This window comes from Candidatus Binatia bacterium, assembly GCA_029248525.1.
Lineage (GTDB): Bacteria > Desulfobacterota > Binatia > UBA12015 > UBA12015 > UBA12015.
On the sequence record JAQWJE010000053.1, the window covers coordinates 1 to 24,765 of the forward strand.

Annotated in this window: 19 protein-coding genes and 1 tRNA gene; 15 read left to right on the top strand and 5 right to left on the bottom strand. The window is 59.8% G+C overall.

The genetic code is table 11. The annotated features are described in order from the left end of the window. Positions 1-516: 516 nt before the first annotated feature. Positions 517-1,245: a hypothetical protein gene (locus P8K07_17520; protein MDG1960323.1), complete on the top strand. Its 729-nt coding sequence runs from the start codon at positions 517-519 to the stop codon at positions 1,243-1,245. 152 nt (positions 1,246-1,397) lie between these two features. On the opposite strand, the gene P8K07_17525 is transcribed toward P8K07_17520, so the two are convergent. Together P8K07_17525 and P8K07_17530 are read right to left on the bottom strand one after the other, a co-directional pair. Continuing rightward, positions 1,398-3,290, bottom strand: a complete 1,893-nt coding sequence (locus P8K07_17525) for a hypothetical protein (GenBank protein ID MDG1960324.1) — start codon at positions 3,288-3,290, stop codon at positions 1,398-1,400. 239 nt (positions 3,291-3,529) lie between these two features. Next, positions 3,530-6,310 carry a bifunctional aconitate hydratase 2/2-methylisocitrate dehydratase gene (locus tag P8K07_17530; GenBank protein MDG1960325.1) on the bottom strand — a complete coding sequence of 927 codons (2,781 nt, stop codon included), beginning with the start codon at positions 6,308-6,310 and terminating at the stop codon, positions 3,530-3,532. 872 nt (positions 6,311-7,182) lie between these two features. Between P8K07_17530 and P8K07_17535 the strand changes: the two genes are divergently transcribed. The 9 genes from P8K07_17535 to P8K07_17575 all read left to right on the top strand — a co-directional run bounded on the left by P8K07_17535 (position 7,183) and on the right by P8K07_17575 (position 14,443). Beyond that, a complete protein-coding gene (locus P8K07_17535; GenBank protein MDG1960326.1) occupies positions 7,183-8,277 on the top strand; it encodes an alpha/beta hydrolase in 1,095 nt (364 codons plus the stop codon). Between the two features lie 162 nt (positions 8,278-8,439). Beyond that, positions 8,440-8,790, top strand: a complete 351-nt coding sequence (locus P8K07_17540) for a hypothetical protein (protein ID MDG1960327.1) — start codon at positions 8,440-8,442, stop codon at positions 8,788-8,790. Between the two features lie 158 nt (positions 8,791-8,948). Next, positions 8,949-9,022: transfer RNA gene (locus tag P8K07_17545), tRNA-Arg, on the top strand. A gap of 185 nt (positions 9,023-9,207) precedes the next feature. Beyond that, positions 9,208-9,615: an integrase arm-type DNA-binding domain-containing protein gene (locus P8K07_17550; protein MDG1960328.1), complete on the top strand. Its 408-nt coding sequence runs from the start codon at positions 9,208-9,210 to the stop codon at positions 9,613-9,615. A gap of 151 nt (positions 9,616-9,766) precedes the next feature. Further along, positions 9,767-10,282 (top strand): hypothetical protein, encoded by a 516-nt coding sequence (locus P8K07_17555; GenBank protein ID MDG1960329.1) that lies wholly within the window; start codon positions 9,767-9,769, stop codon positions 10,280-10,282. A 68-nt stretch (positions 10,283-10,350) separates the two neighbouring features. After that, complete coding sequence (locus tag P8K07_17560; protein MDG1960330.1) at positions 10,351-10,794, top strand: hypothetical protein; 444 nt, start codon at positions 10,351-10,353, stop codon at positions 10,792-10,794. A gap of 741 nt (positions 10,795-11,535) precedes the next feature. Then, on the top strand, positions 11,536-12,549 hold the full coding sequence (locus P8K07_17565; GenBank protein MDG1960331.1) for a hypothetical protein: 1,014 nt from the start codon (positions 11,536-11,538) through the stop codon (positions 12,547-12,549). A 107-nt stretch (positions 12,550-12,656) separates the two neighbouring features. Then, positions 12,657-13,436, top strand: a complete 780-nt coding sequence (locus P8K07_17570; GenBank protein MDG1960332.1) for a lysophospholipid acyltransferase family protein — start codon at positions 12,657-12,659, stop codon at positions 13,434-13,436. 284 nt (positions 13,437-13,720) lie between these two features. Beyond that, the gene (locus tag P8K07_17575; GenBank protein MDG1960333.1) at positions 13,721-14,443 is read left to right on the top strand and encodes a sterol desaturase family protein; all 723 of its coding nucleotides are present in this window, start codon (positions 13,721-13,723) and stop codon (positions 14,441-14,443) included. A gap of 274 nt (positions 14,444-14,717) precedes the next feature. On the opposite strand, the gene P8K07_17580 is transcribed toward P8K07_17575, so the two are convergent. Further along, on the bottom strand, positions 14,718-15,233 hold the full coding sequence (locus P8K07_17580; GenBank protein ID MDG1960334.1) for a hypothetical protein: 516 nt from the start codon (positions 15,231-15,233) through the stop codon (positions 14,718-14,720). A gap of 438 nt (positions 15,234-15,671) precedes the next feature. Here P8K07_17580 and P8K07_17585 point away from each other — a divergent pair, with 438 nt between their 5' ends. Both P8K07_17585 and P8K07_17590 read left to right on the top strand, forming a co-directional pair. Continuing rightward, positions 15,672-16,010: a hypothetical protein gene (locus P8K07_17585; protein ID MDG1960335.1), complete on the top strand. Its 339-nt coding sequence runs from the start codon at positions 15,672-15,674 to the stop codon at positions 16,008-16,010. A 176-nt stretch (positions 16,011-16,186) separates the two neighbouring features. Beyond that, a complete protein-coding gene (locus P8K07_17590; protein MDG1960336.1) occupies positions 16,187-17,569 on the top strand; it encodes a hypothetical protein in 1,383 nt (460 codons plus the stop codon). Between the two features lie 40 nt (positions 17,570-17,609). On the opposite strand, the gene P8K07_17595 is transcribed toward P8K07_17590, so the two are convergent. Next, the gene (locus tag P8K07_17595) at positions 17,610-18,302 is read right to left on the bottom strand and encodes a hypothetical protein (GenBank protein ID MDG1960337.1); all 693 of its coding nucleotides are present in this window, start codon (positions 18,300-18,302) and stop codon (positions 17,610-17,612) included. A gap of 1,103 nt (positions 18,303-19,405) precedes the next feature. On the opposite strand from P8K07_17595, the gene P8K07_17600 reads away from it, so the two are divergent. Continuing rightward, on the top strand, positions 19,406-21,103 hold the full coding sequence (locus P8K07_17600) for an amidohydrolase family protein (GenBank protein MDG1960338.1): 1,698 nt from the start codon (positions 19,406-19,408) through the stop codon (positions 21,101-21,103). Positions 21,104-21,139: 36 nt separating this feature from the next. Here the strand turns inward: P8K07_17600 and P8K07_17605 are convergent, their stop codons facing one another. After that, positions 21,140-22,330 carry a DUF3089 domain-containing protein gene (locus P8K07_17605; protein ID MDG1960339.1) on the bottom strand — a complete coding sequence of 397 codons (1,191 nt, stop codon included), beginning with the start codon at positions 22,328-22,330 and terminating at the stop codon, positions 21,140-21,142. A gap of 291 nt (positions 22,331-22,621) precedes the next feature. Between P8K07_17605 and P8K07_17610 the strand changes: the two genes are divergently transcribed. Beyond that, on the top strand, positions 22,622-23,230 hold the full coding sequence (locus P8K07_17610) for a glutathione S-transferase family protein (protein ID MDG1960340.1): 609 nt from the start codon (positions 22,622-22,624) through the stop codon (positions 23,228-23,230). Positions 23,231-23,396: 166 nt separating this feature from the next. After that, positions 23,397-24,698, top strand: a complete 1,302-nt coding sequence (locus P8K07_17615; GenBank protein ID MDG1960341.1) for an MFS transporter — start codon at positions 23,397-23,399, stop codon at positions 24,696-24,698. Positions 24,699-24,765: the final 67 nt, after the last annotated feature.

Below are 24,765 nucleotides of genomic sequence, written 5' to 3' on the forward strand. Positions count from 1 at the left end.
CAACGGAAGTGGCACCGCGTTGCTCTGCCGCTAACGCGGTCTCGACCATTGTTGGGAGGTGGGGGCCCAATGCGGCCCTCCCTCTCTTCGGTGGCGAGTCAGGATGGGGTAGCGTTGGGCATCTGCATGAGACTCCCGAACGATTGGACAAAGCCTGCTCTCAAGAAAGCAGGTAGAAGAGGGGTAGGGAGGCTGCTACCGCAAGAAGGCGGCAACGCTTTGATTCCCCGCGAGAATCGCTGCCGGTCGGTCCGGGCAGAGTACGGTTTCGTAGGCCGTCCCAGCGCGCGGAAATCGGCCGCGATCAGCCTCCGCGGAGCTTTCGGGCAGTACGCGTCGCGTGCAGGATGGGGCAGTGCCTGCTCCGTTCGATTTAGCTGCATGAAACCTATTTTCTCATGGGCGAAACGTCACGCGGCGAACGTCAATGTTTGAAAAATCCAATATTGACGTAGGTTATTTTCCGCCGTAACCTTTTTTGCAATCGACATTAAACACCAAACTGAAGCAGGTCCCATGAAAACCACAATCCTCACCCTGGCCGTCGCGCTGGCATTCTCGTTCACCGCGACCCCGGCTGATGCACTCGACGTTCTAGCCAAATGCCGAGTCTACAACGCCAAGATCAAGATGAACTACGCCAAATGTCTCGAACTGGACAAGGTTCTGGTCGAGAAGGGCAAAGCGGCCAAGGGCATCTGCGGTTCCAGGCGCACCGCATCGCTCGAGAAAGCAACGGCCAAGGTTGTCACCAAGCTGGGCGTCCGTGCTGCTGACTGCGGAATTGATACCGATACCGCCGACGCGGACCAAGCCCTGCAGTGGCTAGCCTCCGGCGACGGATCTCTGACGGCAGAGCAGGAAGCCGCCTTGGCGGGAACGGCGGCTGATATCACCTCGGACAACCCAGCGGTTTGCGAGGCTGCGGGCGGGACGTGGGAGAACGACGCGTGTACGGCGTCCTCGAACTATGACTGCGCGCTTGGCGCGATATGCAGTTTTTTTGCCGAGAAATACCCCCAAGACCTGAGGTACTATACCAACTATTATTTTGGTGACACCGCCGTTTCAAAGAGTTGCAACGATAAAATTTGGAGGGAGCTACAGTCACACGCCGAGAGTGATTTTGTTTTTTTCGCAGGCTCAATTAGTGGTTTTTCGGAAGGGGGTTCCGTGAACGACCTGTGTGGTCCGTACGGTCAATGCGACAATCTGGCAAACCCAGCGGACTGTGTCTTTTCTTGACCGTTCCCAATCAGCAAAACTCGTTGGACAGATTATGTGCGGGTAACCAATCGCACCGCGCCCGTCCCGCACCTGCGGGCCGTTTGAAAAACGACGACGAACACAACTCGCTGTCTCCAAGCGCCGCGTGCGGCCTGCTCATCGAACTGCGTTCATTCGGTCACGCAGGGCTCGCCGCCGCAGATGTCGATCAACCCGCCTTCTGAGCGTAAGTATTCGGTTACGGCAATCAGGATCGCTGGGACTTCGGAAGGTTTCCCGTGAGGATCTTCCCCATCCCGGGGTGCAAGGTTCTCGATCGGGGGGGGCGGTGTGCCGAAGTCCCAGACCAGAAGTGCATGCCCGCTATAGGGGTAGGTCTCGATCGGCTCGATTCCCCAGAACTCTTCGACGGCAGTGCCGCGCCCTTCCCGCAAAGCTGGCGCGCGGAGGCGAGCACCGATCGATCGGGCCGCATATTCAGTCCCGACATTGGCCACTTGGTGGTCGCCAAATGCCTCCAGGTAGAGGATGTTGTGCTCCGGCGTGTCCGGGTAGCTGTCGGGGCCGAGTCGCTCGAGGTGCCCATTGGCCTCCGCGGGGTCCCAAAGCATCTGCATGAGTCCGAAGCCAATTTTTCGCTCCAGTGCTGCGGGGTATGCCTCAGACATGAAGCTCGCGAAAGCGTCAAAGTCGATGCTGCGCGGGATGAGCAAGCCATATTGAGCAGCGCCCACCGCCATCACGGCACGCGTCCAATCCTGCGCGATTGCGGTCGTGGCACCACCGAGAATGCCGCCCTGACTGGCTCCGAGGAAGAACAAGTCGTCTTTTCTCAGGACCGAGGCGTTGCCTCCATTGCGGAAGGCTGGATGGCTGCCGAGGCCCGCCGGATGGAGCATCAGGCGGCCCAGGAATAGAAATTCGAGCTGTCCCTGCTGGAGGCGATCGGCTTGTTCGCGGAACCGTCCGAGTTGCCCGAGGATCTGGGTCACGGTCGGGACATCCTCGGTTGACATCCCGATCCAGTCCGCGCCGCAAAAAGCAATATTGATGCTGCCGCCGAGACTACCGAGCCCGGCCGTCTGGGATGCTTCGCCCAGCAGTCCATGGCCAAACACAAACTGGCGGGCGGGATTCTCGGGTGTGGCCATCTTGGGAACGGTGCAGACAAAGTTGGCTTCCCGATAGGGAACTTCCGGATTCTGTTGGGGGAGGGAGTCCCCCCCCTCGTCATGGAACACGTTGCCCGGACCGCCGTCGCCCGTCAGGTATAAGGGGACTCGGAATGTTCCGCGCACGATCTGGACCAGCCCGCCGTCGGAGACCGAATCGATGGTGAATTCGGGCGAATCATCGGCGAGCATCGCGAAGGCATCGTCCCGTATGTGGAGGAGCCTGCGTGCCAGCGAATCCTGACTTCGGACGGTATGGGCCCAAGCGAGCTGCAGGGTGTCCCGTGGCACGCCGGCCGACTCGAGGTCCTCGAATATCCTTTCCATGGCCTGCCGACGGGCCTCGACCCGCGGCGCGTCCGTGCGGACTCCGTCGCGGTAGGCGGCAAAGATGATCGACGGTTCCAGCAACTCGCCTGCGGCGTTGCGCAGGTTACGAATCCCCACGACGTGCCGATGTCCGGCACGCAGCGAGCGGGCCGGTCGGATCAATAGAGCCGGATCCTCGCCTTCGGGGAAGGAGGCATCAAGTTCGGACCAGAAGGGAACCCGTTCCCCCGTATTCGTATCGATCAGCACGATGCTCGCGTCCGTGTCCAGACTGCGAGCAATATCGGTCACGGGCGGCAGATCCGAGGTTTCGGCATCGAGGCCCGGGAACATCGTGATCATCAATCCTCCCGGGCTGAAACCGTCGTTGCGATTCCATTCGGCAGGGTCCATCCGAATGCCCTCGCTATTGCGCAGGAGTACCTCGGGGCCGAAGTCCACGCGTCGTCCGGTCACCGTGGCATCGTCCTCGCGGGTAAAGACATCACTGGGAAAGGGGGTGAGGCAATGCTGAGGGTCGAGAAACTCGCAATCGCGGTCGGTCTCGATCTCGACGGGCACTACAGTTTGGGAGCTTCCCCCGCAGGCCGCAGAGAAAATGGATATAATTGCGATGGGGGCGAGGACTCTCTTCATAGGCAGGTCATATGCTGTTGGTCTGGTGGTCGGCAAGTCTTGTGGGTTTAGGGGGTGGGCCTCGGACATGGCGGCTGGCAAGGTTTTTGCGGTCAGGCAGCCGGTTGCCTCATCGGTTTCGCTCTTGCGCTAGACGGAAACGACGCCGGGCAAGGGCGCGGTGCCTAGCTCGGCGGTGCGCTCAGGTCTTTGCTCGGGGGCGCGAATTCAGTGAGCTTGATTCCACTGACGGCAGCCTTGTACTCGTCGAGGGTGGGGGTGCGACCCAGGATCGAGGAGAGCACGACGACAGGTGTTGACGCGAGGAGAGACTCGCCCTTCTTGTCTGTCGCGTCGGCGACGACGCGTCCCTGAAAGAGGCGAGTTGAGGTTGCCATGACGGTATCACCCTTCGCCGCTTTCTCCTGGTTGCCCATGCAGAGATTGCAGCCCGGGCGTTCGAGGTAGAGTTGATTCTCGTAATCGGTGCGGGCAATGTTTTTTGGGGCCGTGTCGTCGAAGACAAAGCCGGCGTACTCTTGCAGGACATCCCAGTCGCCTTCGGCCTTGAGCTCATCGACGATATTATACGTCGGCGGGGCGACGACCAGAGGCGCTTTGAACTCGACGCTGCCGTGCTGTTCTTTAAGGTTCTTGAGCATATGCGACAGGATCTTCATGTCGCCCTTGTGGACCATGCACGAGCCGATGAAGCCGAGATCTACCGCCTTTTCACCCTTGTAGTAGGTGAGGTCGCGGATAGTGTCGTGGGTGTAACGTTTGGAGGCGTCCTCGTTGTAGACATCGGGGTCCGCGATCATGGGTTCATCGATCTTGTCGAGGTCGACAGTGAACTCCGCGTAATACTTGGCACCGCCATCGGGCGCGAGGGCGGGCTTGTCGCCTGCGTGGATCTCGGCGATGCGTCTGTCCGCATGGTCGATGAGGCCCTTCAGCACTTTCTTTTCGTTGTCCATGCCCTTGTCGACCATGATCTGGATACGGCTCTTGGCGATCTCGAGCGACTTGATCAGGGTCTCGCCCTCCGAGATGCAAATGGAAGCCTTGGCTTTCATTTCCGCTGTCCAGTCAGTGAAGGTGAAGGCCTGGTCGGCCTCGAGCGTGCCGATATGAACCTCGATGATCCGCCCCTGGAAGACGTTGTCGCCACCGAACTGCGCGAGCATCTGCTGCTGTGTTGCGTGAACAACATCACGGAAGTCCATGTGGTCGGCCATTTTTCCCTTGAAGGTGACCTTCACGGACTCGGGAATGGGCATGGAGGCTTCGCCTGTGGCGAGCGCGAGCGCCACCGTGCCGGAGTCGGCTCCGAAGGCGACGCCCTTGGACATGCGGGTGTGGGAATCGCCACCGATGATGATCGCCCAATCGTCCACAGTGAGGTCGTTGAGCACCTTGTGAATGACGTCGGTCATCGCGGGGTAGGAGCCCTCGGGGTCCCGCGCCGTGATGAGTCCGAATTTCTTCATGAACGTCATGAGCTTGGGGATATTCGCCTCGGCTTTTTTGTCCCACACGGAGGCGGTGTGGCAACCGGACTGGTAGGCGCCATCGATGATCGGCGAGATGACCGTCGCAGCCATCATCTCGAGCTCCTGAGAGGTCATCAGGCCCGTGGTGTCCTGCGAGCCGACGATATTGACCTCGACCCGGACATCGGAGCCGCAGTGAAGAATCTTACCGGGGGTGGTGCCGACCGCGTTCTCGTTGAAGATCTTCTCGACCGCGGTAAGGCCTTGCCCCTCGTGGGAGATCTCTTGCGAGCGGGCGTAGACCTCCGGAGCTTCGATCCCGAGTGTCCTGGCTGCGAAGGTCTGCAGCTTCTTTCCGAACACCACCGAGTAGGATCCTCCCGCCTTCATGAACTCCACCTGCTGGGGAGTGAAGGCGCTGGAGACGTCGATCAGCTCTTCGCCATCCTTATAGAGCTTCTTTTCTTGGGTGTTGATGGTGAGAACGGTTCCAGTGTCGACGGAATATGTCTGCTCGAGCACGGGATCGCCGTCTTCACCGCGGATGATATTCCCGTCAGCGTCCTGCTTCTTGACCCAGTTGTTGAGGTCGAGCCCGATCCCGCCTGTCACACCGACAGTCGTCATGAAGATCGGGGAGATGCCGTTGGTGCCCGCGACGACCGGAGCGATGTTGATGAATGGAACGTAGGGGCTGGCCTGCTCGCCAATCCAGAGCGCGACGTTGTTTACGCCGGACATCCGGGAAGAGCCGACGCCCATGGTCCCCTTCTCGGCGATGAGCATCACCCGCTTGTCAGGGTGCTCCTCCTTCAGCCCGACTAGCTCTCTCTGAGCGTCTTCGCTGATCAAACACTTCCCGTGGAGCTCGCGATCGGAACGGGAATGAGCGTCGCTGCCGGGAGAGAGCAGGTCGGTCGAGATGTCGCCGATGCCGGCGACGTAAGTCACAAGTTCGATGGTCTCGGGGATGTCGGGGAGCTTGGTGAAGAACTCGGCCTTGGCGTAGCTCTCGAGGATGCCCGTGGCGATCGGGTTGCCTGCCTGATGGGCCTCCTTGAGACGCTGGGTGTCGGCGTCGTAGAGGAAGACCTGAGTCTTCAACACATCCGCGGCGGCTTTGGAGACCTCCTCATCGCCGCCGAGCGCGAGGTCGAGGAGAACGGCGATGGAGGGGCCGCCTTTCATGTGGGAGAGCTGTTCAAAGGCGGAGGCGGCGTCGATCTCTTCGACCTTGGCTTCGCCGAGGATGATCTCCTTGAGGAAGGCCGCCTTGGCGCCGGCCGCGCTCGTGGTTCCGGGCAGCGTGTTGTAGATAAAGAAGCGGAGCGCCTCCGTTCGATGAGCGCTCAGGGGGTCCTTGATCAGCCCGATGAGTTCGCCGACCAGATCGGCTCCGTCGATCGGTTTCGCGTGGAGTTCATCGTTTTTTCGGTCTGCAATTTCTGCGAGGTAGCTTTCGTAAAGGCTCATGGTGCTCTCTTTTCTTCAGGCGAGTCCTGAGGGGGCCGCTTGGCGTCGCCGCCACGGGCAGGACGGGCGGGCAATGCTGACTTTTGGCAGAATCGGGATAGACGAATAGAGCGCCTTCCGCGAAAAAAGGGCCCCGGTGATGAATACCGACTCGATCATGGAAATGCCAACTGGCGCGGGTGAGATTGCGATGTCGTGGCATTTGGGACTGCGAATATTCGTGTGGATGCGCAGCGCTCAGGTGAAGTGATTCGCAGACGTAGCTGTGGCGACGAGCTACAACTGCGCGATTGGCGCGATGTGCAGCTATTGGGCGGCACGAGTTACATGATGTGGGTATACAACGAGTTCGAAGAGTGTTGCGACGCAGCTGCGCCGGACCGAACAGTCTTCTGCCGGTGCAGCCGCGACCTGCTTCACGATGGTTCTGGACATGGTCCTGAGAGATAAGGATGGTGTCTTCAAGGCCCTGAAGAAGTAGTTTTCGCACACCGTTGCTGGTTTCGAGTCATCCGCTGATGCCGTTCGCCGCTGCCGGATGCATGATGCATGAAGTACTGGAACGTCTCTCCGAACAGGTTGTCCCGATACCGCTGTAGATCGATGAAGCGTTTGGCGGCTTGGTCACTGGCCGCATCAAGCGGTAGGCCACGGTCTGTAATTCCTTGGATGATTATGGCGATTCGTGATTCTTGTTCAGGAACTCCCAGATGAATTGGGTGCCTTTATCTGTGGAGCATCCCCAAGGGCTGCGATTGTCGACCAGGCATTCCGGGTAGCCTTTTTGATTCACGTGTATAAGGCCAATTTTCTCATGCGCGAAACGCCTGCAGGGCTGCATGCTATCTCCTCAAAGGCTATGTGTTGGCGGGGTGGTGCAACCAAATGTTTTGCAACGAATCGCGCAGCGCGGCATGATCAACAAGATGGAGAGCAACGATGTTGGGGGTCGGGGCAAACGCGGCCGTAATGCCGCGTTCCTGATTGCGTGTAGCATCCTGCTGATCGCCGGCTGCGGGGGTTCCAGCTCAGGGACGGTCCTGACCGAGCCGACACCCCTCCCGGAAGCACTGTCGGAACTCGATGCGAGCTTTCATGAAGCGATCGCCTATGGCCCGTCCGTCGAGAAAAACCTCTTCGATATACTATTGCCGAAAAATCCTTATGCGGCCCCTCTGGTGATCTACTTTCATGGTGGCGATTTCACCGGTGGCTCTCGGTCGGTTGCGTGGTCCGAGGACTCGGCTCCCCAGATCAAGAGACTGATCGATGCGGACGTCGCGGTCGCGAGCGTCGACTACCGGTTTCTGAACAGGTCCGAGGCATTGGGCCTCCGAACCCCTTTGGGGGACGGGGCGCGCTCTGTTCAATTCATACGCCTCCATGCCGAGAAGCTAGGTATCGACGCCGCTCGCATCGTGCTTCTGGGTGATTCGGTTGGCGCCGGCATGAGCCTCTGGATTGCCGTGAGCGACGACCGCGCGGAGCCTTTCAGCACCGATCCGGTCCTGCGGCAGTCGACGCGAGTGCAGGGCGCGATCCTGCGCGAGACGCAGGCTAGCTTCGACGTGGACCGTTGGAGCGAAGATGTATTTTATGGAAGCGGCGCTTGCTTTCGGGGGGGATCGCGTTGTCCCGAACTCGAGGACAAAATCCTGGATTTCTACGGCATCTCCGACCTCGACGACCTTGGTTCGTCCGAAACCCGCGCTTACCGGCGCGACGTTGACATGATCCCGCTTATGACAGCGGACGACCCCGCCCTCTTCATCCGAAACCAGGACCGACCGAATCGATTGCCGTCCAATTGGGACCTCATCTTGCACCACCCAAGACACGCGACCACGATCGCGGACAAAGCCAGCCGGGTCGGGATCGAGTACACTCTCTACGCGCCCGCTTTGGGCATCGAGGACTTCCGCGGCGAGAACGAAGTCGACTTCGCGTTACGAATTCTGGCGAAATAGGAGCCGCCCGTCGACGACTCGATGAGATTCCAATCTGATCTAATCCGGTCGTTATGGCATCGCAGAACAAGAGAGTAGTTGGGCGAAGGCGGTGGCTCGGTTATTTCTTCGTTTTCTCAAGAGCCCTTTGTTAGGCTGGGCTTTTAACGAATGGAGCGATTTATGAAACCGTATACAGCAAGTTTGATTAACGGGTTGATTCTCATCTTACTCTCGGGGTGGGGCTATCTCGCGTCGGAATCTCCGTCGCCGACCGCCTTGATTCCTGCCGCTTTCGGGGTTGCCTTGTTGGCTTGTTACAGTGGCCTGAAGTCGGAGAATAAGGTGGTCGCGCATGCCGCAGCCGGCCTGACGCTGGTAGTTCTCGTGGCGCTGATTATGCCGCTGCGCGGGACTATCGCTCGTGGCGATTTTGCTGCGATCAGTCGAGTGGTGGTCATGATGGTCTTTACGGCCATCGCTCTGGTCACGATGGTCAGGAGCTTCATCGAGGCCCGCCGTAACCGAGCCTGATGTATTGACGGAATGTGGCCCTTGGCGACCTCGGTTCCGCCAGGTCTGAATCCGATCGGCCAACGTGCCCAGTGGTCTCGTCGGGTTTGGAACGAACCAGGTTCTCCGGCCTTTACATAGGTCTCTCGGAAGACTACATCCATGTTTCTCGCTGAATTGCGCCCTTAGCTCAGCTGGATAGAGCGTCTGACTACGGATCAGAAGGCCGGGAGTTCGAATCTCTCAGGGCGCGTTTGAAAAGCCTCCGGTAGACCCCTTATTTGCAGGGGTTTTCCGGGGGTTTTTCTTTTTCCCACGCTGGCCCGTCTCGCCTGGTCGCCGATTTTCTGGCCTGAATTTGGCTCTGTTTTGGTTCTGCTCGGCGAAACCTTGTATCGCTGCGTCGTGGCGAAGTTGACGGAGGCAGAGGTGGAGCGGATGGGGCGGGAGGCTGCGACTAAGCGGCGAGCCGTCTGGCGATCAGACTCTGAGGTGCGAGGTCTGCGCATTAAGGTCACGCCACGCGGGAGGCGCTACTATCAGTCCCGATGGATGCGAGCAGGCGAGGCCGGGGCGATGGCGCTTCAGACCAGCGGCTCGCTATCGAAGGCGCGAGCCGAGGCGTTCAAGATGCGGGCTATCGTCGAGCGCCGACGCGATCCTCGCGACGAGGCGAGCTACCAGCAGGCGGCGGGCGTCACCTTCGGCGAGCTTTGCGTGGCGGTCACCGGCCTCTCGCTCACCCTGGACGAGCTAGGGTTTGCCGACATGGTTCTCGTCGCGGAGTCGGCAGAGGATCAAGCGGCGATCGCGGCGTCGGTGTTCGCGGGGCGGGGATTGCAGTAGTCGCCCGCAAATCGGGGCAGGCTGGAGAGATCAGCAAACGCCAACCGAGGCCAATTTTGCGGGTGCGGCGGCTTCCAAACCGCTGTGTTGACCGTCGCGGTTATCCAAAGGTACCATTTGTACTCCACGAACCACGAACGGAGCAGATCCCATGAAAACCACAATCCTCACTCTGGCCATCGCGCTGGCTTTCTCGTTCACCGCTACGCCGGCTGATGCGGGCCTCTCCAACCAGACAAAATGCGACTCCGGCAAGTTGCTGGCCGCCGCGAAGTTTTCGCAGTGCCGCATCAAGGTGGACTCCATCGCGCTCAAGAAGGGCGACAAGCTCAGCGCCGAGAAGAAGGCCTCAATGGAGAACAAGTGCGACGCGAAAATCAACGCCTCTTTCGTCGCGCTCGAAGGTAAGTATCCGGACGCAGGAGACGATAAATGCTCCGCCTATGGCAATGCTGCGAACGTAATTGCCTTTCTGGTGGCCGCAAGCGATTTGGTGGCAGATGGTACGGCTGGCGCAGAAGGCAGCCTAGGCACAGGTTCCACCTCGGACTTGCAGGCCTATTGCGCGTCTATTGACTGGGCGTGGAATCCCAATTCGGAAGAGTGTTGCGGGTCTGTCTGTGGCTATGGGTGTGCTGGGGTGTGTATCGGGTCGGACGCGCAGTAGCAGAGTGGGCTTGACCCTTCGGCGAGAATATTCTCGGACAAGCCAGTCGCCCCGCGTGCGGCCTGCTCATGCAGCGGGCTGGCGCGGCGTTTGTGCGTTTGCAAACCCCCGCAGACTTTGAGGGAACTCCTAGAATCAAAGCACCCTTCTATTTGCTCGCCGCCGTCATGCTCCTCGCCGCTTCCTGTGGCGACTCGAACAACAAGGGACCGGAGCGTCTCTTTGTCGAGACCTCAAGCGGTGCGACCCTCACCGACTCGACGCTGACGCTCACGGGCATCAGTCCACAGACGGGCTGGTTTACCGATCGCCCTTACCGCGAGGCAGGACAGATCCCGGCCGAGGAGCATCGGCAGGCTATCGGCACGGTCCGGTGCGGCCGCGGCGTTGTCCGCCCGCATTGTCTTCAGGACCCGGGCGCCAAGAATGGTTCCTCCGCCACCTGGTTTGGGCGCGATGCCGATCTGCGCGAGTCCTTGGATAGTCCAATGACCCCATCGCGCGTCTGGTAGCAAGAGCTTCCTTTGGGGGGATACGCGTAAGCTCCCCCGATCTTGAGATTTTTGACGGATGCCAAAAACGGCTTTGTTACGGCCAAGCCGCCGATGCCGATTTCATCAATGGCATATTGATTCACCATGCCTCCGGTAGCGAACCTCATGGGGACTGTCGGCTGTGGAATCAACCGGCCGCGGTAGACCGTCTTCAGTTCGCACTCCGCCTCGCACTTGCTGGAACCGACGATGAGATTTGAGCTGCCGGTATCTGGCACCAGGCGAAAGACCTTGCCGCCGATCGTGACCGGAATGGTAGAGGGCTCTGAGGCGCTACCAGCTTCTTCCACGGTACAGCCCGAAGAAAAAATAGGACTGTAACCAAGTTTGTTGGAAGAGTTTGCTTGGGCCGTGACGGAGGACAATAGATTACCAAGATTCGCCAGGCCCGCGATCAGGACTATCCAAAATAAACGCATGCAAGATCTCGGAGAAACGAGGCGTGTCATGCAAAAGGATCTGACGTAAGGCGATGGGCGGTACGAACGCACTGGCCCGGGCGCCTCGTGGCCACATTGGCGATTTCTTCGAGAATTTCTGCGCCTGCCCAGAGCTGCGGCTAACTGGCGCAGGCGGGAGTGTGTGCGGCTGCGTCGGAATTCTCTTGGTTTGGCGAGATGCAGCGGGTTTGGGCCTTCCTGTTTCCTAACGTCGGGTACGGAATTGACAGCTGGGTCGAGTCATGAAGAGATATAGGGCATGCGACTTACGACATCAGTTCCCCTGCGCCCCGCGATGGCGGGGCCGCGTGCGAAGCGTTTTCCAGATCGAAGATGGTTGGGAGCCATACTTCCCGCCCTCCTGGCTGTCATGGGAGTTGGCTGCGGTGAGTCCTCTTCCGGCCCCTCCGAGGTCGACCCAGCGCAGGTCCTCGCGGAGTCCCGCACCTTCGAAGATTCCAGTCGCAGAACGCCGGCGAATGGCGATTACGCAGGAGCCGAGAGCCGCACGGTGCGGACGAATCTCTGGTACGCACCGACGTCCCTTGCTGCTGTGCCCTGTGGCGGCTCAGGCTGTGGCTTGGTGGTGCTTGCGCACGGATTCGGAGGGAATCCGGATCGGTTCGAGATTCTCGCACGACAGCTCGCAGCGCAGGGTTGGGTCGTGGCAGCAATCTGGTTCCCGCTGACGAATGACCAGGCACCGGGAGGGTATAGTCAGGCGATTGGGGACCTGGTTTCGCAACCGGGAGATGTATCGTTCCTCATCGATCAGTTGCTCGCAGCAGCTAGCCAGAGCGGTGATCCGCTTGAAGGGCGCATCGATGGTGCAAGGGTCGGCGTGCTCGGACACTCTCTCGGCGGAGCGACGACAACGGCTCTGGATCGGCATCCCTGTTGCCGGGATGAGCGTATCGGAGCGAACTTTCTTGTCGCTCCGGCGACGATGTTGATGGGTGTTTTTGGAAGCTCGAGCCTCGAGGAGCCGAGCCCGACGTTTCTCTCGGTCGGAACGGACGACTTCCTGATCCCGCCGGCGGCGATGGAAGAGTATTTTGCAACCATTGAAGGGGACCACGTGCTGGCGATCATGGAGGGATATGACCATGTGACCCACGTTGAAGCCGCTGGGACCGTTCCCTTTCCGCAACGTATTGACGAAACTGCCGAGCTGGTCGACTTGTTCTTCGGAGATTCCTTGATCGGCACGCGGCGCCTGCCGGCGGCCCTCGATGCACTTCGCGATCGCGGTCACGAGGTGCGGACCAAGTAGCAGCGTTTGACGGAATCGCTGGTTGGCACGAGGCGGAGGATGGCTCGGGAAAAAACGGCCTTCATGTTTCCTACCGTCTGGCTTGCCCAGAGGGTATGGCCAATCCCATGAGAGAGAATCGCGGCGCTCCGGCGCCCACCCTGGGCGACGTCGTGCGGACGGTCCTGGCCGTCGGCGCCATACTCCCCGGCCTTGCGGCCGGCGTTTTTACGGCGTTGGTGACGGGCGAACGCAGGCGCGGCTTCAATCGGGCCACCCGGCTCTGGGGCCGCCATGGCACGCGGGCGGCGGGCATTCGCCTTCGTGTGGAGGGCGTCGAGCGGCTTCGCGTGAGGCCAGCCATTTTTACGATCAATCACCAGAGCGGCATCGACCCGATTCTCGTCTGCGCCCTCTTGAAGGAGGATTTTGTCGCGGTGGCCAAAAGCGAAATCCGCAAGAACGTCGTGCTGGGGCCTGCCTTTGCTTTCGTGGGCACCGTGTTTGTCGAGCGCGACCGCGGCCGCGACGCGGAGGCCGCCATGCGACCCGCTGTCGAGGCCTGCGAGCAGGGCCTGGGGCTGGCCCTCGCCCCGGAGGGCACCCGTAGCGAAGGCCAAGCGGTGGGCCGCTTCAAGAAGGGCGCTGCCCACGTGGCCGTCGGGACGGGGGCACCTCTCATCCCCATCGTGATCCACAACGCCGGCGAGATCCTGCCCCAAGACGGCTTCATCATGCGGCGCGGTGAGGTCCGCATCGAAGTTTTGGAACCCATTCCTACGGAAGACTGGACGCTGGACTCCGTCGATCCGGAAACTGCGGCGCTGGAAGAGCGTTACCACGAGGCGCTGGGGGCCGGGGAGAACCGCCGCTCGACCGTGCAGGTCAAAGCGAGCGTCGCCTCCTAGGACAAGAACGGCGAGGTGGAGTCAGCCAGCTGCACCGGTACTCGGCGTTGCTTTTTTGATCGCGGGATCGTTGGTTGTCGGGCCAATGAGTCAACTCGCATTGGTCTGCGTCTATCGTTCCCTGCGGCAACAGGGTGAGGACGGGTAGACGTTGGGCATCGCCTCCGTCTCGGGCGGGAATGGGATTGGAAGGCCTGGGGCGGCACGATCGGGCTTGACGAACAGCGCGTCGTTGGGGCTAATTCAGTCCTCACGTTTTCGAACCTCAGCGGAGAATAAAGGATATGACCTACGACTGGCAGGCAGCTCTTGCTTTTGTGGCAACCCTGGTGGTGCTGACCACGGTCGGGAGCAAATTACTTTTGCGAGTGCCGGCGGTTCAGCGGATGCGCACGCTCAATCGGGAAGCCGATCGACCGAAGTTGGCTCGCAAATCCTTCAAGGAGGCGGTCGAGATCAATACTCGGCTAGGTCTGGGAACAAACCTTGTCTTCTACGCTGCGATCCTGCCGTTTTCTGTGAATCTGGAAGCCCGGCCGATTTGGGCCAGTCTCGTCGAAATTGCGGCCGTTCTGTTGCTCTTCGACTTTCTTTACTATCTGACGCATCGCTTTGTGTTTCACGGAAGGCTCCTGCGCCGCATTCATGCGCTCCATCACCGCGCACTGAAGCCGACCTATATCGACGCGCTCTATGTGCATCCGCTCGAGACATTTATAGGGCTCTGTCTTTTTCTGGGTTCGATCCCGCTCGTTGCGGCACTTTCGGGCGGCCCACTGAATGCTTTTGCCGTGGCAATCGCGACCTTGATATTCACGCAGGTAAACACTCTGAATCACACATTCGTTGATCTTCCGTATTTTCCCTTCAGGACGATTGACCGGATGACTTCGCTCCATGCGGCGCATCATGTGAACATGAACCGCGGCAACTACGCGACTCTGACGATGTTGTACGATTGGCTGTTCGGGACGCTGGAAGAGCCCGTCAGTCGCGCCGATCCTTGATCGGCGTTGATTTTTCCCGCCAGGGACTCTGCGGCGGGCGGGTCGGGGTAGCGGATGCGCCCCGGGAGAGCTTATGCGTTCGGGATCAGAACGCGCTCCGGTCCCACACGCTTTCGCATGTTTCCCAGCGTGGCAAAACAAGAGGGGGGCAGCTCTTTCGAGCTGCCCCCTGCCTGGTCCCCACCCGTGGCCCCCTGCCATGAGTGGGCTTCAGCTTCGGACGGCCCCGCGAGATTGCCTCGTGGCAAATGTCCGATGCCGCCCGACCCTCCGCTCAGCGGGGACGGCTGTGGATGTCGCCGCCGGGGCTGAACGAACCACCGAGGCCTTCGTGGTGATTGTCGCCACCGCCATCGCAGGATCCTTCGCCGGGTGCGACACACCAATTCTCGAGACAATAGTTGGTCCCGCTGGTGTTCACGATGGCGGCGTCGAGGCTTTCGAGGCAGGCTTCGTGCGCCGCAGGATCGCCGTCGAGGACGCTGCAGCAGGCCTTCACGGATTTTTTCGCCCAGCGAAAAACTTTTGCTTCGCAAGCAGAAAAGTTGGGCTGGCGGCCACTCCTGGCTGCCTTGGCCCTCGCCTTGAGCGTGCAGGAACTATGCTTCGCCGCCACGTCATAGATGGATGCGGAGCACTCTCCCGGTGCGGAAAGTAAATGGAAATCAAAATCGATAATATGGGGCATGGCTTGCCCCGGTTTCGCATACCCGAGAGCCGCGAGGAACAGAGCGGCCACGACGAGGGCTCGTTTGAAGTTCAGGGTTTTGATCAGCTTGATTGTTTTCATGAGGCTTTCCTCCTTGGTCGCGCGGAGCGACCTTTTGTCAGCGGATCGGCGGGATGCCGTTCCTGCCCCTTGGGCGTGACAGATCCCGGTACGAGTTGTGACACCGCGAAAATCGACGGTTTTTCCTCGGGAAGCCCCTGGGAGACCCTCGATCCGTTTCAAAACAGTGCAACCAGCGAAGGTTGGCCTGCTCTCGCCCGAAGCAACAATGCCGTCGGGGGAATTTTCGCGAGGGCGCCAACTGTTCCTGCCAACGACTCCCAAAGGGTTCTCGTTGCCGGTTGGATCGAAACCCCGGTGCCGGGAATCGAGAACACTCGAGAAATCCTGACTTCCCTGGGCGCAGAAACGTCCGCGAAGCCAGGTCTCGCCACTGTTGGCGAGACTTTCCTTGCGGCATAGGGCTCTGCTGCGACCCGAGGCGGCCCACTCACCGAGTTGCGCGTCCTCCGATTCACGGCGCAGGGGGGCGGGGCGGCTCTCGACCCAGATGGAGGTCTGCTGCTCGCAGAGGCCGACACGATTCGCTCTCCGGTGGTCAGCAGCAGCGGATCCGAGTTTCTGGTGCTCTGGGCCGAGCCTGTTGGTGATTCGGAAACTCTATTCCTGCAACGCCTGGCCGCAGACGGCGTCCTGTTGGGCGATGAACCGGTCGCCGTGACGCAGATTCCCACAGGGACGCCTTTCGATCTGGCGAGCACCGACACCACGGTCGGGGTCGCGGACTGCGCTCAGAACGACGCGGGGACTAACTGCATTCGGTTGTCCTGGCCCTGAAGGCGGCGAGGCCCACCCGCACTGGATGCCGTCGGAAAGCGTGCGGCGGCATCCAGGACAGGATTGTCAAATTCGAGGCGAGCCTGGAAGGCTGTTAGAAGCCTAGAATCGACTGCTTGTAGTCCCAATATAGGGCAGAGATTCTTGAGAGCTGATCAACCAAAGGTAAGCACGTTTTGAGAAATTATCTATTTTCAATCCTCGTCACTTCGTTTTTTGTGGCATGCGGCAACAGCGGGACGCCTGATCCAGCCGGGCCCTATGCCAGCCTTGTGCCGGTTCTTTCCGGCGTCTTGCCACTGGAGGTGACACTCCCTCCTGAGGAACTGCAGGACGACCCCGTTGCCTCCCGGCCATTCTTCGATACGTTTTCGTGGCAATCGTTTATCGCACTGTCGTGGCCCGCGGATCCAGTGAATCGCGGCGCACCCCTCCAGCCAAAAAGCGTCAAGAAATTTCGCCAAACGAATAAAATCGGGGGCCGAAGCTCAGCAATCGTCTGGGAAAGCTATCGGGCGGGTTTCGAGCTGTTTCGGACCGACGGGTCAACCCCGCTCGAGTGGAGTAGTACCGAACCCATTATGACACCGGCCGGTTTGATCCCCGGGGGTAGGGTCCTCGCCATGGTGACGAAGGGCGGGTTTCCCGGCGAAGTAAATGAGGCGTTTAGCGGCCCCTTGACCGACCAGAACCGCAACTACGCCCGTTACGAAGTCCGCGTGAACCAGATCCAATATAATCAGGTCCGTCGCAATGGCTGGTATGACAAGGCGACCGTCGAGGCGGCCATCGAGCAAACCGTCTCCGAGCAGATCGCCGCAGGGATCAGCCCACCACAGGGAATCCAGTTCGACGCGAACGCTCTCGAGATCAAGGCTGCGTGGCGTCAGATGACGGATGACGATGATCTTTCGAGATTCTATACCGTGGAGGCGTTTATTTCTGGCCCCGAGGGGCGTTATTTTCCGGCGCGGATGGGTCTCGTCGGAATTCACATCATGCAGAAAACAGAAATCTTCCCGCAGTGGATCTGGTCAACATTCGAGCACGTCGACAACGTCTCCGGAGCTCATCCGTCATTCAATAATGGCACCGCCAATCCGCCAAGCCAGATGGATGGAGATCAGCCTCTCGGCTTCGACTTCCAGCCCTTGCCTTTGGAGGTCCCCTATCCCGCGATTGCCGACCGCCAACCCGTTCAGGTCACCCGTGCCCTGCCGATCCCATCGACACCTGTCGTCGATGGTGGCTACTCGACTCAGGATCTCAATCTTAAATACCGGGCCTTGTTGGCAGGGACAGTTTGGGAAAACTACGAACTGGTTGTGACGCAGTGGCCGCTTGACCCGTCGTTACGCACTCCGTACGACCCGGACTTCAGTCCGCCCTCGTTTCAACCGTCATTTGCCGGAGATCCCTTCCCGGAGGTGGCTGCCAACACGACAATGGAGACCTATTTCCAGACCAACGACAGCTGTCTGGAATGCCACTATCATGCTGCCGCGTTCGGCGTGGATTACAGCTGGATTCTCTATGATCGAGTCATGAAGGCAGACTAGCGTTCCGCCTCAGGTTCGCATCTGTCTGGTGTCAGCCTCGTCATGGAATTGCGCTGCGCAGATCCAGGGTGAAGCCGGAGCTACGCTGTTTCCAGTCCGTTGTCAGTTCGTAGTAGGCCCCGCAGGTGGTCATGCGTAGCGTCATATTCGACTCGGTGGCTGCGTCGAGGTTTGCGAAGGCCTTGAATTGGAATCGCCAGAAGCCGCCTGGTCGTGGCGCCATCTGAATGAGCCCGATTCCATCATTCGAGGCTGGGTTAATGCGAGCGGAACGGTCCTTGTAGAACCAGCGGGTGCCTTTGCGGGGTAGCTCCCCGGCGGCCAGACCGCCGCTGTAAATTACACCGGCAGCGTTGGAGATCTGTATCTCGAATTCGCAGGATTCAGGATCATACGCAGCTCCGCCAGGCGGGTTGAACCCAGCCTTCAGGTAGAGGTAGTCGAGCTTGGCTGGGTTTCGAATCAGGCGGATACGAGACGGGCAAGGGTGATTGCACACTGCAATGAAGTCTTCGGCGTCGGGGTTGCAGATACCGCCTCTACATTGCTCGAGATCAGCTGGATCGTCGCCGTCTTCGCACGTGGTCCCGTCTGGCTGATCATTATCCGACGTGTCACCACACGTTGTCCCGGATGCGGCCGGCGTTGCCTCGCAGCTGTCGGTGCTTTCGTTGCAGCTTCCGGTGTTGCATTCATCAGCCGATCCCGAGCAGTCGGTGGCTCCACCGCCCACGCAAGATCCCGCCGCACAGGTCTCGCCTGCGGTGCAAAAGGCACCGTCGTCGCAAGAGTTGCCCTCGTTGTCCGGAGTCGCATCACATCTGGCACTTTCGGTTTGGAGCTATCCCCAAGTCTCGACAATTGCTTCGCGCATGGTTCATCGCGCGATCGCCTTCGGTCGGAGGTCCGAAAAATGCTGTTCTGGCGAACGCCAGACTATGGGCTATTTTCTTCACGGCCTGCGGCCAAGGGTAGAGCAAAGCGCTGGTTTCGAATCCCAAAATAGAGGAGATCGGGCTTTGGAAAATATCGATAATCCTGCACAACCCAGATGTTCGTTCCTCCTCGCCGGTGGCCTACCGGGGTGGGCATCGGCGACTCGTGCTCGTCTAATCGATATACCCAAGCGCTCGAAGTCTCGCCTCGTGCGGCTTTGTGGTTGCCGCTGACTTTCGGAAAGGAGGTTTGTCCCGACTGGTGAGTATCTGGTCTCGTTCGGCCGCACGCAACGCCTCGCCGAATGCGGGCGTACCCGAATTCCGGTGACTGCGGAATCCCGACGAGGCCGAGAATGGTAGGTGCGATATCGGCGAGCCGAACCTGTGTCTCGCTGACCTGGCCCGGAGGAATCCGCGAAGGTTGTGAAATGGTTATCGGGATACGAATCGTTCGCTCGGAGGCGCCGATCTGTTCGAGCACGTTCAGAACCTTGCCGACGTAGCTGTCGGTAGGGCGAAGTCATAGTGAACGTCCCAGATATGAAGAAAGAGAAAGAACGGCGCGTCATCGCGCCAGGCTTTGTCGCTGGGCCAGATTTCCTTTGGGGGAACTGCTCCATGATGGGCGATTGACGACACGCCGCATGGAGGCAGTCTTGTGTTGGTAGTCCTCGAATTGTCAACCCCGAGGATCGCGGCCTGAATCCCTGCCTTTTTTATTTGAGGCCGGTTGATTTGCGGCGTCGTGAACGGTTATGACAGTTGCTGTGACTGAATATTGTTCGGATCCCCGCCATGTCTCAGGTCTTCGGTCGGGTATCAGACCGCATTGCAGTCGAGCATCCGTCACAGCAATGGTGCCGTGGTTTCTCGACCCCAAAGCCCAAGGAGAAATATCTTGACTTACGATCTGATTATTCGACGAGGTCTTATTGTTGACGGAACCGGCTCGGAGCCGTTCGTGGGAGACATTGCGGTTGCGGGGGATACCATCGTGGCTATCGGTGACGTGGAGGGTGAGGCGAGGCGGGAGATCGACGCCGAAGGGCACGCGGTGACGCCGGGCTTTATCGATCTGCATACCCACCTTGATGCGCAGGTCGGATGGGATCCCGCGCTGACGCCTGTCGTCTGGCATGGCGTCACGACGGCACTTCTCGGGAACTGCGGCGTGACATTTGCGCCTTGCAAACCGGGCGATCGTGACGTGCTCGCGGGAATGATGGAATCCGTAGAAGATATTCCGGGAAAAACGATCCTCGAGGGATTGCCCTGGGATTGGGAAAGTTATGGCGAGTACCTCGACTCGCTGGAGAGGCTTGCGCCGGCCATTAACGTGGCCGGTCTGGTTGGCCACTGCGCGATCCGCACTTATGTGATGGGCGATCGAGCCGTCGACGGGGAACCGACGACTGACGAGATCGAAGAGATGGCAGCCTTGGTCGGGAAATCCGTTGCAGAGGGGGCCGTTGGTTTCTCGAGCAGCCGCTTGCTCGCCCATCGGATGCCGGACGGTCGCAGTATTCCGGGCACCTTCGCCAAGACCGATGAGATGGTCGCGATCGCCAAGGCGCTTGGTGAGAATAATGGGCTGGTGCAGAACGTTCTTGAATACACGCGATTCGCATCCGAGATGGAAATCCTGAGACAGCAGTCGCTGGCAGCCAAGACCCGAACCATTTTTACGGCGCCACATATTCCCGGCTCGGAGGGCAAGGCTAGTGCCTATGAGGATTATGTCGAGGGGATGCGAGCCGAGGGCCTCGACGTGACGGCTCTGACCTTGCCGCGTTCGGGAGGATTCTTGTCGGGGCTCAAAACGAACATCATGGTGATGCCACCGGATACATTCGTTCCGGGTTCGATGACACCCGCATGGCTTGAACTCGTGGCGCTCGACTTCGAGGATCGCCTCGAAGCCATCCGGGACGAGAAGACTCGCGGCCAGCTGATCGAAGAAGCCAGGGGATCAAAGCTCGTCGATATGTTCGCGGTCAATTTCTATTCGCTGGATGATGGCGATGCGCCCGTTTACGACCATGACCCGAGCGCAAGCCTTCCGGCGCTAGCAAAGGAGGCCGGAGAGCATCCCGCAGAGACCTGGCTGCGAATCATGCTCGAAACCGATGGCGAGGCGCTTTTTCATGTTCGTTTCTTCAACCACGACTACGCGGCGGTCGAGAAGTTCCTGCAGAAGGATTGGGTCTTGCCCAGTCTCGGCGACGCGGGCGCGCATTTGACCCAGATTATCGACGCTGGTTGGCCGACTTTCATGCTGTCTCATTGGTGCCGTGAGAAAGGTACCTTCAGCCTGGCCGAGACGGTTCGGATGCTGACCAGTGCGCAGGCCCGCATTCTGGGATTCAGCGACCGAGGGACGCTGGCGGTCGGGATGCGTGCCGATATCAACGTCATCAATACCGAGAAGGTTGTGGAGGCACAGCCGCGGCTGGTCAACGATTTTCCCGGTGGTGTGCCGCGATTGATCCAGAAGGCGCAGGGCTACCGTGCGACGATCTGTAACGGGAGTGTGATTGTGTCGGAAGGGGAAATTACTGGCGAGCGAGCCGGCAAGGTTCTGCGGAACAACGCCTGAGGTACGACTCCAAGGTAAGGCCTCGCCGAGCCTGGTTCAGTGCGTCGCGAACCACGCCTCGCTCTGTGAGCCTACGATCGCCACCAGATTCCCCATCGCGACGTTGACGTCCACGATATGCATGCCCCACTCTGGAGTGAGATCGCCGCCGATGTTGTCGGTCCGCGGGCCGGGATCGGCATTGACCCGGAGAGAGAGATAGGTGTAGTCCCCCTCGGTGACGCACTCCGAGGTCACCAGGCCGGGCAAGGAGACGTAGTCGACATCGAGCTGCGGAGGGTCTTCCAGGTCGTCCGCCCAAGCCAGGTCCGGGGCGGGGTTGCTGAACTGAGTTCCGTCAACGAGGCTGAAATAGGGTGTCAGCAAGCCGGCTCCACCGCTCAGGCTGGCTGGATTTGTGCACAGCGCCTGTTGGCCGTCCGCTCGGGCGCGTCCGAAGAGCGAACCGGCTGCAGGTGGCGAGGTGTGGCGAAACGATGCGTAGGAAATGACGCAGCCTGTCTGTTTGTCGCTGCGGCAGGCAGCCACGTTTGCGAAGCTGCCCCCGACGTCTTCGCCGACCGGGACCTGCACGCCGGACCCCAGCAGCAGCGCCGATACCATCCGGTCTTGCAGCGCCGAGTTGGTGTCGATTTCCTCTCGGATCAAACGGCGGAGATGGCCAGCCCCCTGGGAGTGCCCCATTAATACGAAGGGACGACCTTCGTTGAGGTTGGCCAGGTAATGCTTGAAAACATCGACCACATCACCGTAGGCCCGACCTGAAACCTCACTAGCGCCCGCGGTCAGGGTGCGTTGTCGATAGACCGGCGCGTAGACTTCGCAAACCTCACCAAAGCGGGCTGCCTGATTGCGAGTGGTGGCGATTTCCTCTGAGTAATTTCCGTCGAAAGGCGCGTTGCCCTCGGTCCCGAGTCGCACGGTGGGGTAGATGTAGAGACAATCGACTTCTGCATCGGCCAGAGCGACGTGGGCCACGATTTCGTAGCGCCCGTCGGCCTGAACGATCGCGGTGTCGAGATCGCGATCGCATTCGTCGCCGGGGAGACCTCGCTTGCACATCCAGTGGGCGTCATCCGCGTAGATATCGCTCGAGTAGCCCTCGTAGAAGATCTCACGCTGGACCTCCCCGCCGGATTTGGTGGTGCTGTCGTCTCCACAAGCCATCAGGCCGAGCATTCCCAACCCGACCAAGGGTCCGATCCAATTCCCTAACGAATTCCGCATACTTCGACGCTAGCGAAATCCGAGGAATGACATAAGCTTCTTCCTTCTATTTTTTCACACGGGGAGTTCGTCCTGAATGCTGGCGAGAGGCGACGCGGCTGGCCGGGGTATCCAGCGGAAATCCCCGTATGGTCGGGCCCCGATTCGTCTGATGCAGCGTAAGTAGATTTTGCTGAACGTCGTAGATGCGATCGGAGAGGGCCCTCTGACCAGCGGCTTCGCTCATGATTGAAACTTCGGAACTCCGCATCGGAGATCTGAACTCGTGGATTTCAAAGAGAGAAGGAACGAATGTTGAAGCTTCATTTTGCCCCTAACTCACGGGCTGGCCGTATCGTCTGGTTGTTGGAGGAACTTGGCCTCGACTATGAGGTGAATCGAATGGATTTTCATCCCAAGGATTTGAAGTCCGACGAGCACCGGGAACGGCATCCGCTGGGTCGGGTGCCGGTTCTCGATGACGGCGATGTTTCGATCTACGAATCGGGCGCCATTGTCGAATATGTGTTGGCGCGCCATGGCGACGGCGGTTTGAAGCCGGCCGTGGATTCTCCCGAGTTCCCCGAGTATCTGCAGTGGTTTCACTATTGCGAGGGCATGGTCATGCCGCCCATGAATACGGTCGTGGTGCATACGATGCTGCTGCCCCCCGACCGTCGGGACGAAACCGTGCTCGGGCAAGCCAAGAAGCTTCTGGGGCGTGCGATCGCAGCCATCGACAAAGCCCTCGAGGGACGTGATTATCTGATCGGCGACTTCTCGGCAGCCGATGTGATGCTAGGGCATTCGCTCTATATGTCGAACCGATTCGGGGAAGTCTCGGATGAAATGGCCAATATCAAAGCCTATCTGGGTCGGGTGGAGGCTCGTCCCGCGTTTCAGAAGGCGATCAGTTTGTAGCCATCGATGAGCGGATTCCGGGGACGGGGGCCGGCAACAGGCTTTTGGCGAATCCGGTCTTGAGCAGTTAACCAAGGACACGGTGCCTCCTGACGCGAATACCCCGCAGGGTGCGAGCTCGACTGCCACCGGGAAAAGGGAAGGGCCGCTGCCTTTGGGGGTATCGATGGCCTACGGCCCACCGGTGGTGGGCGCAGCGTCGATGCTTTTTTTCGCGCAATTCTATTTCCTCAACTTCGCGACAGACGTGTTGTTGCTGTCGCCAGCCCTGATTGGTGGAATTTTTGCACTCGGCCGATTGTGGGATGCCCTGACCGATCCGCTCGTGGGGACGTGGAGCGACCGGACGCGGTCGCGTCTGGGGCGACGTCGTCCATGGCTTTTCGCGAGTACGCCGCTGCTCTTGCTCACCTTTGCGATGTTGTTTCTCCCGCCGGCGGGGCTCTCCGAGGGGCTGACCCTGATCTGGATCACGATCGGTTTATTCAGCTTCTACACCGCTCTCACCGCCTATCTCGTGCCCAGCCAGGCGCTCGGTGCCGAATTGACCGATGACCATCACGACAGATCGCGGGTATTCGGTTTGCGCGGCGCCTTCTTCACGATGGGCATGGTCTATGCGTTTGGCGGGATGCAATACGTGATCAACGCGTCAGATCCACGTGCAGCGCTCGGACCGGTGGTCGCCGTCGGGCTGGGGCTCGGCCTCCTGCTGCTGATACCGCCCCTGCTGGTGAAGGAGCGGGAGGAATTTCAGGGCCGCGGTTCGCCGCATCCTCTTCAGGCGATGCGGGATGTCCTGCGCAATCCTCATGCGCGTTTGCTGCTTTTCGTTCAATTTGTCGAGATGGCTGGCGCCGGGGTGCTCGGCATCCTGTCTCCTTATATGATGAAGTACATCCTGAAGCGGCCCGACCTCGTCGGAATTCTTCCGGCAATTTTCGTGGTCTTCAGCGTGGCGTCGATTCCCGTATGGGTCCGCTTGATGCGGAAGTACGGCAAGCGGAATGTCTGGGTCGTTTCGATGGTCTTGTTTGCGTTCAGTTTCGGGGCGATCGCATTTGTGGAGCCCGGACAGTGGCAATGGATGGCTGGACTTCTTTTGATCGCCGGGACCGCGGCTGGCTGCGGCGCGGCCGCGGGGCCCTCGATTCTGGCCGACGTGATCGACTATGATGAGTTCCTGACCGGGGAGCGCAAGGAGGGCGCCTACTCGGCGGCCTGGGGCTTCTCGATCAAATCCGCGAACGCGGTGATCATCTCTGTCACAGGTTTCGCGCTTGCGCTGGCTGGCTTCGAACCCAATGCGGAGCAGTCTTATCAAGCCGAGTTCACGCTCCGGGCACTCTTTGGTGGGTTGCCGTTCGTTCTTTATATAGCCGGCGCTTTCCTGTTCTCGCGTTTCCAACTGAACGAAACCGAGTACGCGAAGATCCGTCTCGATCTCGATCGCCGCCGCGAGCCTTGACGTGCGGGCAGTTGCTCAGAAGCGTCGGGTTTGACGAATGCCGTGCGCTTGGGCCAAAAAGGGACGT

Bases quoted from the DNA above. Each gene is read 5' to 3' on its own strand.
- P8K07_17520 (MDG1960323.1), top strand. From the start codon at position 517: ATGAAAACCACAATCCTCACCCTGGCCGTCGCGCTGGCATTCTCGTTC.
- P8K07_17555 (MDG1960329.1), top strand. From the start codon at position 9,767: ATGAAAACCACAATCCTCACTCTGGCCATCGCGCTGGCTTTCTCGTTC.
- P8K07_17560 (MDG1960330.1), top strand. From the start codon at position 10,351: ATGCAGCGGGCTGGCGCGGCGTTTGTGCGTTTGCAAACCCCCGCAGAC.
- P8K07_17565 (MDG1960331.1), top strand. From the start codon at position 11,536: ATGCGACTTACGACATCAGTTCCCCTGCGCCCCGCGATGGCGGGGCCG.
- P8K07_17580 (MDG1960334.1), bottom strand. From the start codon at position 15,233: ATGAAAACAATCAAGCTGATCAAAACCCTGAACTTCAAACGAGCCCTC.
- P8K07_17575 (MDG1960333.1), top strand. From the start codon at position 13,721: ATGACCTACGACTGGCAGGCAGCTCTTGCTTTTGTGGCAACCCTGGTG.
- P8K07_17610 (MDG1960340.1), top strand. From the start codon at position 22,622: ATGTTGAAGCTTCATTTTGCCCCTAACTCACGGGCTGGCCGTATCGTC.
- P8K07_17570 (MDG1960332.1), top strand. From the start codon at position 12,657: ATGAGAGAGAATCGCGGCGCTCCGGCGCCCACCCTGGGCGACGTCGTG.
- P8K07_17540 (MDG1960327.1), top strand. From the start codon at position 8,440: ATGAAACCGTATACAGCAAGTTTGATTAACGGGTTGATTCTCATCTTA.
- P8K07_17550 (MDG1960328.1), top strand. From the start codon at position 9,208: ATGGGGCGGGAGGCTGCGACTAAGCGGCGAGCCGTCTGGCGATCAGAC.
- P8K07_17615 (MDG1960341.1), top strand. From the start codon at position 23,397: ATGGCCTACGGCCCACCGGTGGTGGGCGCAGCGTCGATGCTTTTTTTC.
- P8K07_17530 (MDG1960325.1), bottom strand. From the start codon at position 6,310: ATGAGCCTTTACGAAAGCTACCTCGCAGAAATTGCAGACCGAAAAAAC.
- P8K07_17605 (MDG1960339.1), bottom strand. From the start codon at position 22,330: ATGCGGAATTCGTTAGGGAATTGGATCGGACCCTTGGTCGGGTTGGGA.